Source organism: Fontimonas sp. SYSU GA230001, from assembly GCF_040066175.1.
GTDB lineage: Bacteria > Pseudomonadota > Gammaproteobacteria > Nevskiales > Nevskiaceae > Solimonas.
In genome coordinates, this window is record NZ_JBEAAM010000002.1 from 1 (window position 1) to 17427 (window position 17427).

The following is a 17427-nucleotide window of genomic DNA, read 5'->3' on the forward strand; positions in this document are numbered from 1 at the left end:
GACGCGGCTGCTGGAGGACGGGACGCTGTAACAACACTGGGATAGGGTCGGTCGACGAAGCGCCGGAATGCCCTCGACAACAGCATTTCCCCGATACCCAAAAAGAACCCCCGCCGGGTACGGGACCCGGCAGGGGCATTGGGACTGACCCCCCGATCAGTCCACGGGCTTGACCCCACGGCGCCGCGCGATGGCGACACCCAGGGGCAGCAAGCTGAGCCAGCCGAACGCACCGCCACCGCCGCGGCGCGAAACACCGCCGGTGTTGGTGCCGCCGCCCGTGCCCGGGCTCGGCGGCGTCTGGATACGCACGCCCTGCACTTCCACCTTCGCAAAGGCGCCGGTGTCGTCGTACACGGTCAGCGTCGGCGTGAAGCTGCCCGCGCTGGCATAGGCGTAGCTGGCCGTGCAGTTCGCGCCGTCGTAGGCCGCCGGCAGGCTGCCGGCGCCGTCCGGATCGAACACGTAGCGCGTGATGCTGTGGCCGTCGGCGGCGAACGAGTGGCAGCCGTCGAAGGTGATCGTGTCGCCGACGTTGGCCGTCGTCGGGCTCACCGCCAGCAGCGCCGTCAGGCGGTTGCCGGAGTTCACCGACACCGTCGCCGAGGCCGTCGATGTGCCGAGCACCGTGCCGCCGGCGTTCTTGTCGGTCATCGTCACGCTCACCGTGTAGGTGCGCGCCTCCGGCACCGTGTAAACGTGGCTGGCGCTGCCGCTGGTGTTGTTGATCACCGCGCTGCCGTCGCCGAAGTCGAACGTGTACTCGGTCACCGCCGTGGCGGCGTCGTGGCGGGCGTTCGGGCCGTTGGCATTGGCCGTCACCGTCAGCGGCGCGTCGCCGCTGGTCGGCGTGACCACCAGGTCGATCACCGTGCCGCCGTTGATGACGACGTTCGCGGTGGTCTTGACCACGACCTCGTTCGACACCGCCGCGCGTGTGGCGGCATCGTCGGTCATCGTCACCTTGACGCGGTAGCCGTCCTGGTTGGCGTACGGATAAGCGTGGGTCGCACTGTTCGACCGTTGCGGTCCGACGCTCTGGCCATCACCGAAGTTGAACGTGTACCAGTACGGGGCGCCGTCGCTGCCCTGCGCGGTGGCCGTGAAGGTCACGTTCAGCGGCGAAGCCTGACTCACCGTGTAGGTGCCATCCGGATTCGGCGACTTCGAATAGCTCGTCGCCGCCAGGCTCACGGCCATCGATCCGCCGCTGCTCACCTGGATGATCTTCTCGGCGACGTTGCTTTCCGCGCCGCGGGCATCCTTGACCGTCAGGCGTGCCGGATAGTTGCCGGCCGCGCTGTAGCTGTGGCTGAACGCGCCGCTGGCCTGCGTCACCGGCGCACTGCCGTCGCCGTAGTCGAGCCGGTACTCGACGATGGCGTCGCCGTCGTCGTCGCTGGCGCTGGCGGTGAAGGTCACGTTCAGCGGCGCGGTGCCGGACTGCGGCGAGGCCGTCAGCGTCGCCACCGGCGGCGTGTTCGGCGCGCAGCCGCCGCTCGCGTTGTTCAGCAGCGTGAACTCGCCCTCGCGGCCGAGACCGTCCGGCATCTCATCGACGACGTCGGTGATGCCGCCGACCGGCGTCGTGCCGTCGAAGATCACGCCGGCGTTGAAGCCGGTCAGCATCTCGCCGGCGGCATTCAGGCCGATGTCGGCCGGCTTGACGACGATGGTGATCAGGCCATCCGCCGTGTAGCCGCTGCCCGCCTCGGCCGCCTTGGGCGTGCCGCTGACGAAACGGCCGTCCTGGCCGCCGCTGTTGTTGGCGCCGACCACATAGCTCTGGAACGCCGGCGTGCCGCTCGCATCGACCACCATGCGCACGCCGCGATAGACGTTGTCCGGCGACTTGAACGAGGTGTAGTAGCCGCTGCGCGGCGTCAGCTGCGAGAGCGACGACACCTTGAGCTGGAACATCAGCCGCACGACGCCATCCTGCGCGTAGGGCTGCGCGACCGACAGCTTGAGCAGGTCGTGCTGTGGCTGCGGGTCGGGGACCAGCCCGAGGTTCGCCTGGTCACCGGCCGCGTCGGTGAGCTTGGTCAGGCCCGGCAGACCGCAGACGCTCTCGGTCGGGCCGCCCTGCGTCGGCGCCGCGGCATCGCTGCGCGCACCCTCGCCGACGCTGTTGACCGCCGCCACCGCATAGGCGTAGTCGGTCGCCGGATTGATCGCCGTGTCGGTGTAGTCCAGCTTGGGCTGGTTGAGCGTCGCCAGCAGCACGCCGTCGCGGTAGATCTTGTAGCCGCTGATCGCGGCGCCACCGTCGTCGGGCGCGGTCCAGTTGAGCGTGTTGTTGCTCGCATTCTTGGTGACGCTCAGGTAGGGCTGGGCCGGCACCACGGCGCTGGCCGAGAACTGGCCCTGGCCATCCTTGGCCCTGAACAGCGTCAGGCCACCGGACTGGCGAATGATCGCGCCCTTGGCCGAGAAGCTGTTGTTGGCCGGATTCTGCACGCAGGCGCCGATGCAGCCGTCGGCATAGCCGAACAGCGGGCGGCCGTCCTCGTCGAGCGCCATCTCGTTGAAGTCGAGCAGGTTGCGGTTGGAGCCGCAGGTGGTGCCGCTGGTGCAGATGCCGCCCTCGCCCTGCACGGGGTCGGTCGGCGAGGCATTGACCGTCTGCCAGCTCGCGCCGCCGTCGTGGGTCATCGCGACGAAGGGATACCAGATACCCTTGAAGCTGAGCGCACCGTAATTGCCGGCGGTCGTGGTGCCGATGAAGGCACAGGCCGCGCGGTCGTGATCGCCGGCGATGCCCTGCGCGAACACGGCGTTCTTGATGCCATGCGCGGCACCCAGATCGACCGGCGTGGACCAGGTCTGGCCGCGGTCCTTGGTCACCGCCGCCTTGGGCTTGCCGTCGCCGTCGATGAAGCAGAAATAGCCGACCGGCTGATGGGTCTGCGGATCCTCGGTGTCCGACCAGGCCAGCTGCGGATCGGTGTCGCCGCCGGAAGTGCCCGGCACGACCGACACGGTCCAGGTGTTGCCGGCGTCGAAACTGAAGGCCACACCCTGGCCGCCGCCGCAGCCCTTGTTCGGCAACGCGACAGTGCCGTCGTAGGCGACGCGCACGTGGCCGTGCAGGCCGCCGCATTCGAGCAGCGTCCAGGTCGGCATGCCGGGACCGAAGGTCAGCCCGCCGTCGTCGCTGCGCGCGCAGAACGAGGCCGCGATCGACTGCGAGCAGTAATAGACCGCATTGCCGAAGCCCGCCGCCTGCGACAGCGCGCGCAGCGCGTCGAAGGGCTGGCCGGCCGGATACGGACCCGAACCGGTGGTCTGGTGGTCGGCGCCACCGTTGGGCGGACCGAACTGCCCGGGCGTCCAGGTCTGGCCGTCGTCATCGGTGAATCCGTACATCGAGTTCGCGCCGGTCAGCTGCGAGGTGAAGCTGCGGCCCTTCCATGGATCGGTGTAGCCGATCGGATCGAGCGAGACGGTGTTGTACGGGTAGTTCTTCTTCTCCCACAGCGCGCCCGCGGATTCGGGCAGCGGCGGCGTGCGATCTTCGGGGAAGGTCACGCGCGCGGTGTCGAAACCGGCGGTGAACATCGCGCGCTTGCTCGTGCGGTTGTAGCCGATCGACGGCTCGCCGGCGCTACCGGCGATGCCGGCCGGCGACTCGAACACGCGGAAGCGCGGCGCGACGCTCGAAGTCGGGGCCTGCGCGGGCGCCGGCGGCGCCTCGTTCTGCACCAGCTCGATCGTCGTGTGCGGGGTGGCACCGGCGACCGCGAAGGGCACGATGCGGACCTTGTAGGTCCGCGTGCCGGACTCGGCCGGCGCGATGATCACTTCCGGATTCGACGAGCTCGCGGAGTCCTTGACCACCGCACCGGCGCTGTCGAGCAGATAGATGTCGATGTCCTCCGGCGAGGCCGTGCCGGCCACCGTCCACGAGGTCGTGATCCTGATCTGGTCGTACGGGCGCAGCGTCGCGTAGTTGGCCGGCAGCTGCACGGTCAGCGCGAACTCGTCGCAGGGCGCGATCGGCGAGATGCACATCGGCTCGCCGTCGAGGCTGGCGGTGCCGCTGGGGTTGGAGACGAAGAACGGTCCGGAGTCGTATTCGACCTTGGCACCGCTGTCGGTCAGCGTGCCGCTGTTCGGACTGGCCGCATGCACCGCCGGCGCTCCGACGCTCAACAGGCCCAGCGCCAGCGCGCAGCCCGTCACCAACCGCCCCGCAGCCCCGGCCTTCAGGCCGACGCCCTGGAACACCTGCATGGTCATCTCCTCATCCTCCGAGCCTGGGCCCGATCGCAATCACCCGGCGGACGCACCCCCCTTAGGCGCGGCCGACGAGCCAAGACACCGCAATTCAACCCGCCGTGACTGTAGTCAGCGGCTTTTCATCGCGGCAATGGTAATTCCGCATTCCGTGTATTCCCCTACGCTGTCGGGGTTTCCCCGACACGCAGCCTCCTCCGCGCGTCTTTGCGCCGCCGCAGGCCTGCGAGCGCGAGCGGCAGCAGCGTGATCCAGCCGAGCGCACCGCCGCCGCGGCGCGGCGCGACGCCACTGTTGCTGGTGCCGCCGGTGCCGGGACCCGGCACCGTGCGGATCGTCACGCCGCCGGCCGAAGCCTTGGCGAAGGCGCCGGTCTCGTCATAGACCGTCAGGGTCGGCGTGTAGCTGCCGCCCTGGCCGTAGGCGTGCTGGAACACACTGGCGTCGTTGTGCCCGTTCGCGCAGCTCACCGGCGCCGTCACGTCGTGCACGATCACCGGCGTGCCGTCGCCCGGGTCGAGCGTGTAGCGCGTGATGCTGTGACCGTCGCCGGCGAACGAGTGGCAGCCGTCGAAGGTGATGATCTGGCCGACATCCGCCGTCGTCGGGTTCACCGACAGCAGCGCCGTCAGCCGGTTGCCCGGGTTGACGACGACGTCCTGCGTCGCCGTCGCGCTGCCGAGCACCGCACCGCTGCCGTCCTTGTCCGTCACCGTCACGCGCACCGTGTAGGTCTGCTGCTGCGGCACCGTGTAGACGTGGCTGGCCGTGCCGCTGCCGTTGGTCACCGGCGCGCCTTCGCCGAAGTCGAAGACGTAATCGGTGCTCACCGTGCCGCTGGCGTGCGTCGAGCCGGTCGCGTCCGCCGTCACCGTCAGCGGCGCCGTGCCGCTGGTCGGGTTCACCACCAGGCTCGCCACCGTGCCGTTGTTGCCGGTGACGATCACCTGCGTCGTGGTCCGGATCAGGATCGTGTTCGACACCGCGCTCTGCGTCGCGCTGGCGTCCGTCACCACCACCGTCACGCGGTAGCCGTCCTGATTGGCGTAGGCGTAGCTGTGCTGCGCCGAGTTCGCGCTCTGCGGGCCGGCGTAGCTGCCGTCGCCGAAGTTGAAGGTGTAGCGGTAGTTCGCGTCCGGTCCGCCGGACGCCGCCGCCGTGAACGTCACGATCAGCGGGTCGGATCCGTTCACCGTGTAACTGCCGTCCGCGTTCGCCGGCTTCGAATGGCTCGCGCTCAGCGTCACCGCCAGCGGATCGTTGCCGCCACCGCCGCCGCCCGTGTCGCTGTCGCAGGCATCGCCGATGCCGTCCGCGTCCGCGTCCGCCTGGCTCGCGTTCGCCACCGTCGGACAGTTGTCCGTCGCGTCGGCGATACCGTCCCCATCGCTGTCCTGCGGCGTGTCATCGACGTCGGCGAGCAGGGCCGCCGCCGAATCGCAGTAGAGGTAGGGATCGGGACTCGGCGGATCGAGATAGGTCTCGCTGAGCACGGCGACGTAGTCCCAGTAGAACTTGCGCACGGCGATCAGGCCGTTCTGGAACTGGCAGAAGCCGGCGTCCTTGGCCGGGACGCTGCCCGTCAGTACGCCGAGCTGGGTCAGGCTGCGCGCAACGACGCCCGTGTCAGGGCGGGGACTCAGCACGCCCCAGCCGATGAAGGCCCAGGGCGCGACCGGCGGAATCGGATAACCCGGCAGGAACTCGGAAGGTGCCGCCGTCGGATCGTAGTCGTCCAGGCCCGGCACCCAGGCCGCTTCCTCCAGCGCGCGGCGCAGCCGCCAGTTGCTGAACGCGACGGTGCGGCCATCGACCCGCCCGGCCGCCATCAGGTTGCCACCGGGACCGCGGAAAACGCCGCCGCGATAGTCGAGCAGCTGGCGCGCCGCGAGCAGCACCTTCGACGCGGTGCCGGCCGAGCGTGGCGTCGCGAAGCTGGTGCCGCCGACGTCGTCGTCGTAGCGGTCCTGGCAATAGGCGCAGTACGGCAGCGTCTGCGTGAAGTCGGCGATGAAGTCCGGGAAGGTGCCGGACATCGGCTGGCGCCCGGTCGAGGACGAATGCGGCTCGTTGTCCTGTGTCTCCTCGATGCCGGCGATGCCGACGCTCCACCACGGTCCGCAGGTGCCATCCTGCATCGCCGTCGACGGCGAATTGTCGCAGGCACCGAAGTGCAGCTTGCCGTACTGGTAGGTGCCGGTGAAGCTCTTGCCGAGGTGTTCGGGGATCGGCAGGCTGCCGATCGGCCCGTAACTGGTGCTGATGATGTCCACGGCCGGGTGCGTCATCGCGTATTCCTCGGCCGCCGTGCTGGTGCCTTCGAGGAACAGCAGCACTGCGTCTGGATTGGCCGCCAGGACCGCCGAGCTGGTGCCGACACCGTGCGTGTCGCTCTCGCTGTTCGGCAGATACGGCCGTCCGCCCGGGCTGAAGGTCTTGGCGAGGATGTTGGTGCCGGTGAACCACACCACATCGCACTGCGCGGCGCGGTCCCAAAGTCCGCTGGCGACGTCGGCGTCGTAGTCGGCCTGGGCGTCGCCGGTGCGGGTCAGCGTGATCCAGCACTCGGGCTTGCTGGCGATGCCGAATTCCGCCAGCACCGGCAACGTGACCGCGTGCGGCGGGTGGCCGGGCGGATAGATCGCGCTGCCGGCGCGGTAGTGGGCGTGATACGGGTTGATGCCAGTGTCGATCACCGCGACGACCACGCGCGGCGCGTCGATGTCCGCGGGCGCCGCCGCCGAGCCGCCACCACCGGCACCACCGCCGCCACCCCCACCGCCACCTTCACTGCCGGAGAGCAGTTCGACGGTACCACTGTACGAGTTGAGATAGGCGGTGTACGGGACGATATCGACGTTGTAGGTGACCGAACCGGCCGCCGCCGGAATCTCGACCATCTCCGGCGAGTTGTCCGTCGCCGAGGCCGCGACGACTTCGCCGCCGGCCGCCTTGGTGACGTAGAGGTCGTAGTCGTCTTCCGCGAATTCCCAGTTCAGCGTCACACGGATGCGCGCCTGCGGATGCGCTGCCAGATACGCGTCGCTGAGCGTGATGGTCGCCTGGAAACGGTCGCATTCGACGCTGGCGTTGAGGCAGGGATAGCGGCCCGTGTCACCGATCGGGTTGACGCCGGCCGGGGTCGTACCGGAGAAGCTGAGCACCGGATTCGACTCCGACAGCGTGCCCGAGGCCGGTGTCGCCGAGCGCGCCGCGGCCGGACCGGCCACCAGCGCGGCCGTCAGCGCCAGCGCGCCGAGCACGGCACGCCGCCGTAGGCCTGCGAGCGCGAGCGGCAGCAGCGTGATCCAGCCGAGCGCACCGCCGCCGCGGCGCGGCGCGACGCCGCTGTTGCTGGTGCCGCCGGTGCCGGGACCCGGCACCGTGCGGATCGTCACGCCGCCGGCCGAAGCCTTGGCGAAGGCGCCGGTCTCGTCATAGACCGTCAGGGTCGGCGTGTAGCTGCCGCCCTGGCCGTAGGCGTGCTGGAACACACTGGCGTCGTTGTGCCCGTTCGCGCAGCTCACCGGCGCCGTCACGTCGTGCACGATCACCGGCGTGCCGTCGCCCGGGTCGAGCGTGTAGCGCGTGATGCTGTGACCGTCGCCGGCGAACGAGTGGCAGCCGTCGAAGGTGATGATCTGGCCGACATCCGCCGTCGTCGGGTTCACCGACAGCAGCGCCGTCAGCCGGTTGCCCGGGTTGACGACGACGTCCTGCGTCGCCGTCGCGCTGCCGAGCACCGCACCGCTGCCGTCCTTGTCCGTCACCGTCACGCGCACCGTGTAGGTCTGCTGCTGCGGCACCGTGTAGACGTGGCTGGCCGTGCCGCTGCCGTTGGTCACCGGCGCGCCTTCGCCGAAGTCGAAGACGTAATCGGTGCTCACCGTGCCGCTGGCGTGCGTCGAGCCGGTCGCGTCCGCCGTCACCGTCAGCGGCGCCGTGCCGCTGGTCGGGTTCACCACCAGGCTCGCCACCGTGCCGTTGTTGCCGGTGACGATCACCTGCGTCGTGGTCCGGATCAGGATCGTGTTCGACACCGCGCTCTGCGTCGCGCTGGCGTCCGTCACCACCACCGTCACGCGGTAGCCGTCCTGATTGGCGTAGGCGTAGCTGTGCTGCGCCGAGTTCGCGCTCTGCGGGCCGGCGTAGCTGCCGTCGCCGAAGTTGAAGGTGTAGCGGTAGTTCGCGTCCGGTCCGCCGGACGCCGCCGCCGTGAACGTCACGATCAGCGGGTCGGATCCGTTCACCGTGTAACTGCCGTCCGCGTTCGCCGGCTTCGAATGGCTCGCGCTCAGCGTCACCGCCAGCGGATCGTTGCCGCCACCGCCGCCGCCCGTGTCGCTGTCGCAGGCATCGCCGATGCCGTCCGCGTCCGCGTCCGCCTGGCTCGCGTTCGCCACCGTCGGACAGTTGTCGATGCCATCCACGACATCGTCGCCGTCGCTATCGACCGGATGGCCGCCGCTGTCATTGGGCGCCGGCTGGCCCAGCGTCGAGTCGCAGTAGATGAACGGATCCTGCGCCGGCGTGTTGCCGGTCGGGTCGCCGCCGAGGACGCCCGGCAGGAACGGTGCGAGATGATCCCAGTAGAGCTTGCGCTCCTGGATGATGGCGGTCTGGAAGTCGCAGTAGCCGACGCTCTTGCTGTTGAGCGTCATGCCCAGATTGAGGTGGCCCAGTGCCTTGGGGACGACCCCCTTCTCGGGCTTGGCGGTCAGATCGCCCCAGGCGATCTGCAGCCACGGCGCGACCGGATTGATCGGCAGGCCGCCGAGATCGAACACACCCTGGACGGGATCGTACTCGGCCAGCCCCGGAATCCACGCGGCCTGTTCCAGCGCGCGGCGCAGCATCCAGTTGCTGATCGCGAATCCCTTGCCCTGCGCCATCAGCGGCAGGCCGCCATCGACCGCACGGATACCGCCGGCATGGCCGACGCGACGCCGCGCTTCGAGCAGCACGCGCGAGGCGACACCGGCGGCGCGCGGCGTCGAGAAACTGGTTCCGCCGACGCTCTGGGTACCCGCTTCGCAGTCCATGCAGTAGGCGAGCGGCTGCGTGAAGTCGGAGACGAAATCCGGGAACACGCCGGAGATCAGCGTGTCGCCTTCCGACGAATCCTCCTCGATGCCGCCGACGCCGATGCTCCACCACGGCCCGGCGCCGGCACGCAGCGGCGTCAGGCCGGGGCCGTTGCCGCCGGAGCTGAAATGCAGCTTGCCCTTCTCGACCACGCCCTGATAGGTCACGTGGAACGCGCGTGTCTCCGGCAGCGGAAAGCCGGTCTGCGGGATCGACACGCCGTAGCTGGTCGTGACGATATCGACGTTCGGGTGCAGGAATGCAAACTCGTGCGCGGTGTCATTGCCCAGCGCGCCCTCGGTCTCGACGAAGACGATGACCGCGTCCGGGTTCGCGCGCAGCACCGCGGAACTGGTGCCGACGCCGTGCGCGCTCTTGGCCGTGGTCGGCACCAGCGGCGCCAGGCCGGTACCGGCATACGAGATGGCGATGATGTTGGTGCCCTTGAAGTGATACGCCTTGCCGCGCTGCACGCGACTCCAGAACGCGGCATCGGCGGCGAGATCGTTGGCGAGCACGCCGGTGCGGGTCAGCTGGACGACGTTGTCCGGCTCCACGCCGAAGGCATCGAGCACTTCCTGGGTCACCGACGACGGCGCGGAGTTGGGGTAGATCTCGCTGCCGGCGTAGTAGTAGGCGTGATACGGATTGATGCCCGAGTCGATGTCGGCGACGATCACCCGCGGACGCAGCGGGTCGGAGACGATCGCGGCCGGCGGCGTGCCGCCGCCCGAACCACCGCCGTCACCGGGCTGAGCGTCACCGGTGATGGTGACGCTGACCTTGCCGTGCACCGTGGTCGGCGCGTTCAGCCAGCCCTTGACGGTCGCGCTGTACTGGCCGGCGCGTGGATCGGGGATGGCCGCTTCCTCGACTGGCTGGCCGGACGTCTGGTAGTGCGCCGCGCTGACCTTCTCGCCGCTGGGCAGCAGCACGTCGAGGTCGAGGTCGTTGGCGGCGACGTCCCATTCGATGCGCACCGTCATGCTGCTCGCGGCACAGCCCGCCGGCAGCGTGAAGGCCTCCGGCGCGGACGTGCTCGACGAGGCGACCGGCGCCGACGGCCCGATCTGCACGTCCCACTCGTGCAGCACCTGCGCCCCGACCGGCAGCGGACAGGCCGCCCGCGCCGCGAAGGGCAGCAGTGCCGCCGACCCCGCGAGCCCCCAGATCAGCCCCGCACGAAGACCGGCTGCGGCGCGCGATCGCGACCCCAACATACGACCCATGGCTCTTCCCCGATCCCCGAATCCGGAGCGCCCTGGCAGACCACACGGTGACGCCGGTGGCTGCGGATCGCTCCTGTAAGTAATGGCTGACGGGACTGTAGGAAGGTCGCGCGACGCGGAGCAATAGGAACTTTTCCCCAGTTCGAGCCATCGTCTGGGGGTTTTCCGTCAGCCGCGGCGCCCCCCCCGCGGCCGGACTCGTCCGTCATGACGATGTCATGCGGGCTGCCTATGCTGCAGCGTTGAGCTTCACGACGAATACAGACAGGAAAGCCATGCATCGCACCGTACTCGCCGGCGCCGGCGCTCTGCTGCTCGCCGCCTGCAGCGCCAGCGGCCCGTCCGGCGGCCTGCCGGACCCCAAGAACTGCGTCGCCAGCGGCACCGAGGACCAGCCGCCGCCGATCGGCCACGTGTTCGTGATCATGCTGGAGAACAAGGGCTACGACGAAACCTTCGGGCCCGGCTCGCCGGCGGTGTATCTGCGCGAGACGCTGATGCCGCTGGGCCAGATGCTGCCGAACTACCACGGCACCGGCCACAACTCGACGACGAATTACGTGGCGATGGTGTCCGGCCAGTCGGCCAACCTGATGACGCAGGGCGACTGCATCGCCAGCTTCGCGCCGTGGACGCCGACCAACCCGGCGAACGGCGGAGCGCTGTTCGGCGAGTACGCGCAGGCGATCGGCCAGGGCTGCGTCTATCCGGCCAACGTGCCGACCGTGTTCGACGAACTCGACCTGACCGGCAAGACCTGGGCCGGCTGGATGCAGGACATGCAGTTCGAGCTCAAGGGCGATCCCGGCCGCGATCCGGCGCGACCCAAGCCGGGCACGCCGGAGGCGAGCTGCATCCAGCCCGAGATCTCGTACACCGCGCCGGACCAGACCAACGGCTCGGACGCGACCGAGCAGTACTCGGCGCGCCACAACCCTTTCGTGTTCTTCGAGTCGCTGATCGGCACCGAGGAGACCGCGGCGGCACGCGCGCGCTGCGACGCCGGCGTGCTCGACCTCGAGCGCCTGCGCACGGCGCTGCGCGCGGTCGGCACCACGCCCAACTTCAACTTCATCGTGCCGGACAACTGCCACAACGCCCACGATCCGAGCTGTTCGGACGGCGGCGACGGCGGCCTCAAGCGCGCCGACGAGTTCCTCAGGGAATGGGTGCCGCTGATCCTCGCGTCGCCGGCCTACCAGCAGGACGGCCTGCTGATCATCGTCGCCGACGAGGCCAACATCGCCAACCCGGCCGATCCCGACCTGGCCGCGGCCTGCTGCGGACAGGAACTGCATCCCGGTCCGAACACGCCGCTGCCCGGCATCGTCGGCCCCGGCGGCGGCCGGCAGGGCGCGCTGGTGATCTCGCGCTACACGCAGCCGGGCAGCGTCAACCCGACGCCGTACAACCACTTCGGCTTCCTGCGCTCGGTCGAGAACATCTTCGGCCTCGACCAGATCGACCTCGACGCCAAGCCCGACGACGGCTACCTCGGCTACGCCGGCCTGCCGGCGAGCGCAGGCATGCATGCCTTCGGCGCCGACGTCTATAACTGCGGCGGGTGAAAAGCAGACATGTGCCGGCGGCGCTGGCCGCCGGTGCTTTGCTGACGACGCTGTGGGGCTGTTCGGCGCGCGAGGACGCTGCCAGCCAAAGTGCAGTGCTCGACGGCTACCGCCGCATCGCCGCGGCCGCCTACGCGGATTCGCTGACGTCCGCCGAGGCGCTGCTGGCCACGACGCGCCGCTTCGTCGCGCAGCCGGACGCGGCCGGGCTCGAAGCAGCACGCGCCGCCTGGATCGCCGCGCGCCGTCCCTACGCGCAGACCGAGGCGCTGCGCTTCGGCAACTGGGTCGTCGATGACTGGGAAACGCAGGTCAATGCCTGGCCGCTCGACGAAGGGCTGATCGACTACGTCGAGGACGGCTATGCGCCGTCGGACGACAACCCGCTGGCACGCGCCGACCTGGTTCACGCCGACGCAGTGAGGCTCGGCACCACGCGCATCGACACGACGCAGTTCAACCCGGCGCTGCTCGTGCACCTGCAGCGCCTGGCGCCGGTGGAGACCTCGGTCGCGGTCGGCTACCACGCCATCGAATTCCTGCTGTGGGGCCAGGATCGCAGCGCGGACGGACCGGGTGACCGGCCGTGGACCGACTACGCGCTGAGCGATGAGCTCTGCACCGACGGCCGGCACCGCGCCGCGTCCGCACAGGTCTGCCGGCGCCGCGCCGACTACCTGCTCGCCGTCGTCGAACTGCTGATCAGCGATCTGCGCGACATGCAGCGCCACTGGACCGACGACGTCGGCAGCTACGGCATGCGCCTGGTGCGCGGCGCGCCGCGCGAGGGCCTGCGCCGCATGCTGTTCGGCCTGAGCAGCCTCGCTGCCGTGGAGATGGCCGGCGAGCGCATCGAGGTCGCCTTGCACACGCGGGCGCAGGAGGAGGAGCAGGACTGCTTCAGCGACCAGACGCACGATTCGCTGCGCCACAACCTGCTCGGCATCGCCAATTTCTGGACCGGCACCTATCGCCGCAGCGACGGGTCGGTGCTGGAGGTACCAAGCCTGCGCACGCTGATCGCCGCGCGCGACACCGCGCAGGCCCGGCGCATCGATGCCGGCCTCGCCGCGGCGCGGGAGGCCGCCGCGCGCATCGGCGGCCCCTTCGACCGCATGATCCTCGATGAGGGTCCCGACGGCGGCCGCGCACGGCTGCGAACGCTGGCCGACGCGCTGCGTGCGCTCGCCGCCGAGATCGAACGCGCCGGCGTCGTGCTGCAACTCGGACCGCTCAATCCGGCCAGCACGGCGCCGGCGCAGCCCGCGCCCGGCGGCGCGACGACGGCGCTCAAGCGTTCGCCCGACGAGACGCTCGAACGCGACGCCTTCTCGCAGCCGGCCGCGAACCTCGACGCCGCGGGCCGCGCGCGCTTCATGGTCGGCAACAGTTTCTTCACGACACCCTGGGTCGCCGCGCCGGCGAGCACGACGGCGCGCGACGGCCTCGGTCCGCTGTACAACGCCTCGGCCTGCCAGCACTGCCACATCCGCGACGGCCGCGGCCACCCGCCCGATGCGCAGCGCGCCGACGCCAGCGGCGCGCTGCTGCGCATCGCCACCGGCAGCGGCGACGCGGACCCGGTCTATGGCCGCCAGATCCAGGACCGCGGCATTGCCGGTGTCGCCGCCGAGGCGCGCATCGCGCTGCGCTGGGAAGCGCACGACGTCACGCTCGGCGACGGCACGCAGGTCGCGCTGCGCCGCCCCGTCGTCACGCTGGAGCACCTCGCGTATGGGCCACCGTCGGCGCCGCTGCGTCACTCGCTGCGCATCGCCCCGCCGATGATCGGCCTGGGGCTGCTCGAGGCGATCGACGCCGCCGACATCCGCGCCGGCGCCGATCCGCAGGACCGCGACGGCGACGGCATCTCCGGCCGCGTCAACCGGCTCGACGCCGCCGGCACCATCGGCCGCTTCGGCTGGAAGGCCGCGCAGCCGGGCGTGCGCGACCAGGTCGTCAGCGCGCTGCGCAACGACATGGGCCTGACCACCACGCCGGGCGAACCACAACTGTGCACCCCCGCGCAGACCGACTGCCTGCGCGCCACGGCCGGCGGCGATCCGGAAGTCGCCGCGGACATCCTCGACGCGCTGGTGTTCTACGCCAGTCACCTCGCCGTGCCGGCGCGGCGCTGGCAGGACGCGCGCGAGGTACGCGACGGCGAGCGCCTGTTCCACGACCTCGGCTGCGCCGCCTGTCACCGCCCGCAGTGGCGCACTTCCCGGCAGGCCGCGTCCGCCGCGCTCGCCGATCAGGTCATCGCGCCCTACACCGACCTGCTGCTGCACGACCTCGGCGAGGGCCTCGCCGACGGCGTGCGCGAGGGCGATGCCGACGGCCGCGAGTGGCGCACGCCGCCGCTGTGGGGCCTGCACCTGACCAAGGCGGTGAGCGGCGCCGAGGCCGGCTTCCTGCACGACGGCCGCGCGCGCACGCTCGAAGAAGCGATCCTCTGGCACGGCGGCGAGGCGCAGGCCGCGCAGGCCGCCTACCGCGCGCTGCCCAAGATGCAGCGCGACGCGCTGGTCTGGTTCCTCAAGTCGCTGTGACGCGCAGGCCGCCGCGCGGCCGACTCAGGCGCGGCGATAGACCTCGGCGCCGGTCTGCCTGAACTGCTCGGCCTTCTCGGCCAGACCCTTTTCCAGCGCGGCCTGCGCGTCGGCACCCACCTTCGCGGCGTAGTCGCGCACGTCCTGCGTGATCTTCATCGAGCAGAAGTGCGGGCCGCACATCGAGCAGAAGTGCGCGAGCTTGGCGCCTTCCTGCGGCAGGGTCTCGTCGTGGAACTCGCGCGCCCTCTCCGGATCGAGGCCGAGATTGAACTGGTCCTCCCAGCGGAACTCGAAGCGTGCCTTCGACAGGGCGTTGTCACGCACCTGTGCGCCGGGATGGCCCTTGGCCAGGTCTGCGGCGTGCGCGGCGATCTTGTAGGTGACGATGCCTTCGCGCACGTCGTTCTTGTCGGGCAGGCCCAGGTGCTCCTTGGGCGTGACGTAGCACAGCATCGCGCAGCCGTACCAGCCGATGTTGGCGGCGCCGATGCCGGAGGTGATGTGGTCATAGCCCGGTGCGATGTCGGTGGTCAGCGGCCCGAGCGTATAGAAGGGCGCCTCGAAGCAGTGCTTGAGCTCCTCCTCCATGTTCGACTGGATCAGCTGCAGCGGCACGTGGCCGGGACCTTCGATCATCACCTGCACGTCGTGCCGCCACGCGAGCTTCGTCAGTTCGCCGAGCGTGTGCAGCTCGGCAAACTGCGCGTCGTCGTTGGCGTCGGCGATGCAGCCCGGGCGCAGGCCGTCGCCGAGCGAGAACGACACGTCGTAGGCCTTCATGATCTCGCAGATGTCCTCGAAGTGCGTGTAGAGGAAGTTCTCCTTGTGGTGGGCCAGGCACCACTTCGCCATGATCGAGCCGCCGCGCGAGACGATGCCGGTGACGCGCTCGGCGGTCCACGGGATGTAGCGCAGCAGCACGCCGGCGTGGATCGTGAAGTAATCGACGCCCTGCTCGGCCTGCTCGATCAGCGTGTCGCGGAAGATCTCCCAGGTCAGCTCCTCGGCCTTGCCGCCCACCTTCTCCAGCGCCTGGTAGATCGGCACCGTGCCGATGGGCACCGGCGAGTTGCGCAGGATCCACTCGCGCGTCTCGTGGATGTGCTTGCCGGTGGACAGGTCCATGACCGTGTCGCCGCCCCAGCGGATCGACCACACCATCTTCTCGACCTCCTCGGCGATGCTCGACGTCACCGCGGAGTTGCCGATGTTGGCATTGATCTTCACGCGGAAGTTGCGGCCGATGATCATCGGCTCCAGCTCCGGGTGATTGATGTTGGCGGGGATGATCGCGCGGCCTTCGGCGACTTCGCGACGCACGAACTCCGGCGTGACCTCGTCCGGCAGGCGCGCACCGAAAGCCTGGCCGCGGTGCATGCGCCTGAGATAGCCGGCCTTCTCATAGACTTCGCGCAGCTCCTGCAGGCGCGCGTTCTCGCGGATCGCGACGAATTCCATCTCCGGGGTCACGATGCCGCGGCGGGCGTAGTGCATCTGGCTGACATTGGCGCCCGCCCTGGCCTTGCGCGGTGCGCGCACATGCTCGAAGCGCAGGTGCTGCGTGTGCGCATCGGCGGCGCGGATGCGGCCGAAGATCGAGCTGGGCCCGCGCAACTGCTCGGTGTCGCCGCGCGCCTCGATCCAGGCCGCGCGCGACGCCGGCAGGCCGCGGCGCAGGTCGATCTGCGCATCCGGGTCGGAGTAGGGACCGGAGGTGTCGTACACCGTCACCGGCGGGTTCGGCTCCAGGCCCTGGGCGGTGCGCGTCGCGGTCAGCGCGATCTCGCGCATCGGCACACGCAGGCCGTTGCGCTCGACGTGGATCTTGCGGCTGTTCGGAAACGGCCTGCGGACCTCGGCGGACAGCTCCGCGGCCTTCTGGAAGATCTGCTCGGGCAATGCGCTCATGACGACTCTCGAATCTGGCGATGAAAGGCGCCAGGCGCATGCGCGGCCCTGCAGCCTTCCCTCGCCCAATGGGCCAGGTTCCAAGGGTCTGTTCTCAGCCCGCCGCACGGCAGGCACCCCCGGCTTAGGCGGCTAGTGTAGCCAGTTTGCGGCGCGTCGCCGGCGGCGCAGTCCTGGGGCATCATTGCCGCATGCGCACGATTCCTTGCCCCGGCCGGTGGTTGCTGTCCGCGATCGCCGTCGCGCTGCTCGGCGCCTGCGCCACGCTCAACGAGAGCGAGTGCCGCAGCGGCGACTGGCGCCAGATCGGCTACACCGACGGCCTCAAGGGCCGGCCTTCTTCACGCTTCGCCGAACACCAGAAAGCCTGCGGCGAATACGGCATCGCCGCGGAGGAGATCGGCTGGAAGCTGGGCTATGCCGAAGGCCAGGCGCTGTACTGCACGGCGGACAACGGCTATCTGCAGGGCCGCAACGGCAACGGCTACGCGGATGTCTGTCCGCCGGCGACGGACCGCCTGTTCCGGCCGGCCTACGACGACGGGCGCCGCGTCTTCGAGCAGCGCGTCCACCTCGACGAGGTGATCCGCCAGCTCAAGGACATCGGCGGCCGGCTCGCCGAGGACGACCGCCGCAGCCGCGACTACCTCGACGCCGTCCGTGACGGCAGGACGCCGCCGAACAAGCCGCAACTGCTCGGCCGCGACGAGCGCGAGCGGCTGGAGCGCGAGTACGCACGGCTGGACCGCGATTACGCCGAATCGCTGGCGCGCATCGAACGCGCGGATGCCGACCTGAGCGCCCGCTACGCCGTCGCGCCGGCGAACTACCGCGACCGCTGAT

At 70.1% G+C, this 17427-nt stretch carries 6 protein-coding genes; 3 read left to right on the plus strand and 3 right to left on the minus strand.

Going from position 1 to position 17427, the window contains the following annotated elements:
- Window positions 1-156 precede the first annotated feature (156 nt).
- Both AAG565_RS01190 and AAG565_RS01195 read right to left on the minus strand, forming a co-directional pair.
- A complete protein-coding gene (locus AAG565_RS01190) occupies window positions 157-4242 on the minus strand; it encodes a PKD domain-containing protein (protein WP_348817710.1) in 4086 nt (1361 codons plus the stop codon).
- 158 nt (window positions 4243-4400) lie between these two features.
- On the minus strand, window positions 4401-10553 hold the full coding sequence (locus AAG565_RS01195; RefSeq protein ID WP_348817711.1) for a PKD domain-containing protein: 6153 nt from the start codon (window positions 10551-10553) through the stop codon (window positions 4401-4403).
- A 275-nt stretch (window positions 10554-10828) separates the two neighbouring features.
- Here AAG565_RS01195 and AAG565_RS01200 point away from each other — a divergent pair, with 275 nt between their 5' ends.
- Together AAG565_RS01200 and AAG565_RS01205 are read left to right on the plus strand one after the other, a co-directional pair.
- A complete protein-coding gene (locus tag AAG565_RS01200; RefSeq protein WP_348817712.1) occupies window positions 10829-12121 on the plus strand; it encodes an alkaline phosphatase family protein in 1293 nt (430 codons plus the stop codon).
- Window positions 12118-14673: a di-heme oxidoredictase family protein gene (locus AAG565_RS01205; RefSeq protein WP_348817713.1), complete on the plus strand. Its 2556-nt coding sequence runs from the start codon at window positions 12118-12120 to the stop codon at window positions 14671-14673. The genes AAG565_RS01200 and AAG565_RS01205 overlap by 4 nt, the downstream gene beginning before the upstream one ends.
- Before the next feature lie 24 nt (window positions 14674-14697).
- Here the strand turns inward: AAG565_RS01205 and thiC are convergent, their stop codons facing one another.
- Entirely contained in the window at window positions 14698-16584 is a 1887-nt protein-coding gene (thiC, locus tag AAG565_RS01210; RefSeq protein ID WP_348817714.1) for a phosphomethylpyrimidine synthase ThiC, read from the minus strand.
- A gap of 191 nt (window positions 16585-16775) precedes the next feature.
- Between thiC and AAG565_RS01215 the strand changes: the two genes are divergently transcribed.
- Window positions 16776-17426: a DUF2799 domain-containing protein gene (locus AAG565_RS01215; RefSeq protein ID WP_348817715.1), complete on the plus strand. Its 651-nt coding sequence runs from the start codon at window positions 16776-16778 to the stop codon at window positions 17424-17426.
- Window position 17427: the final 1 nt, after the last annotated feature.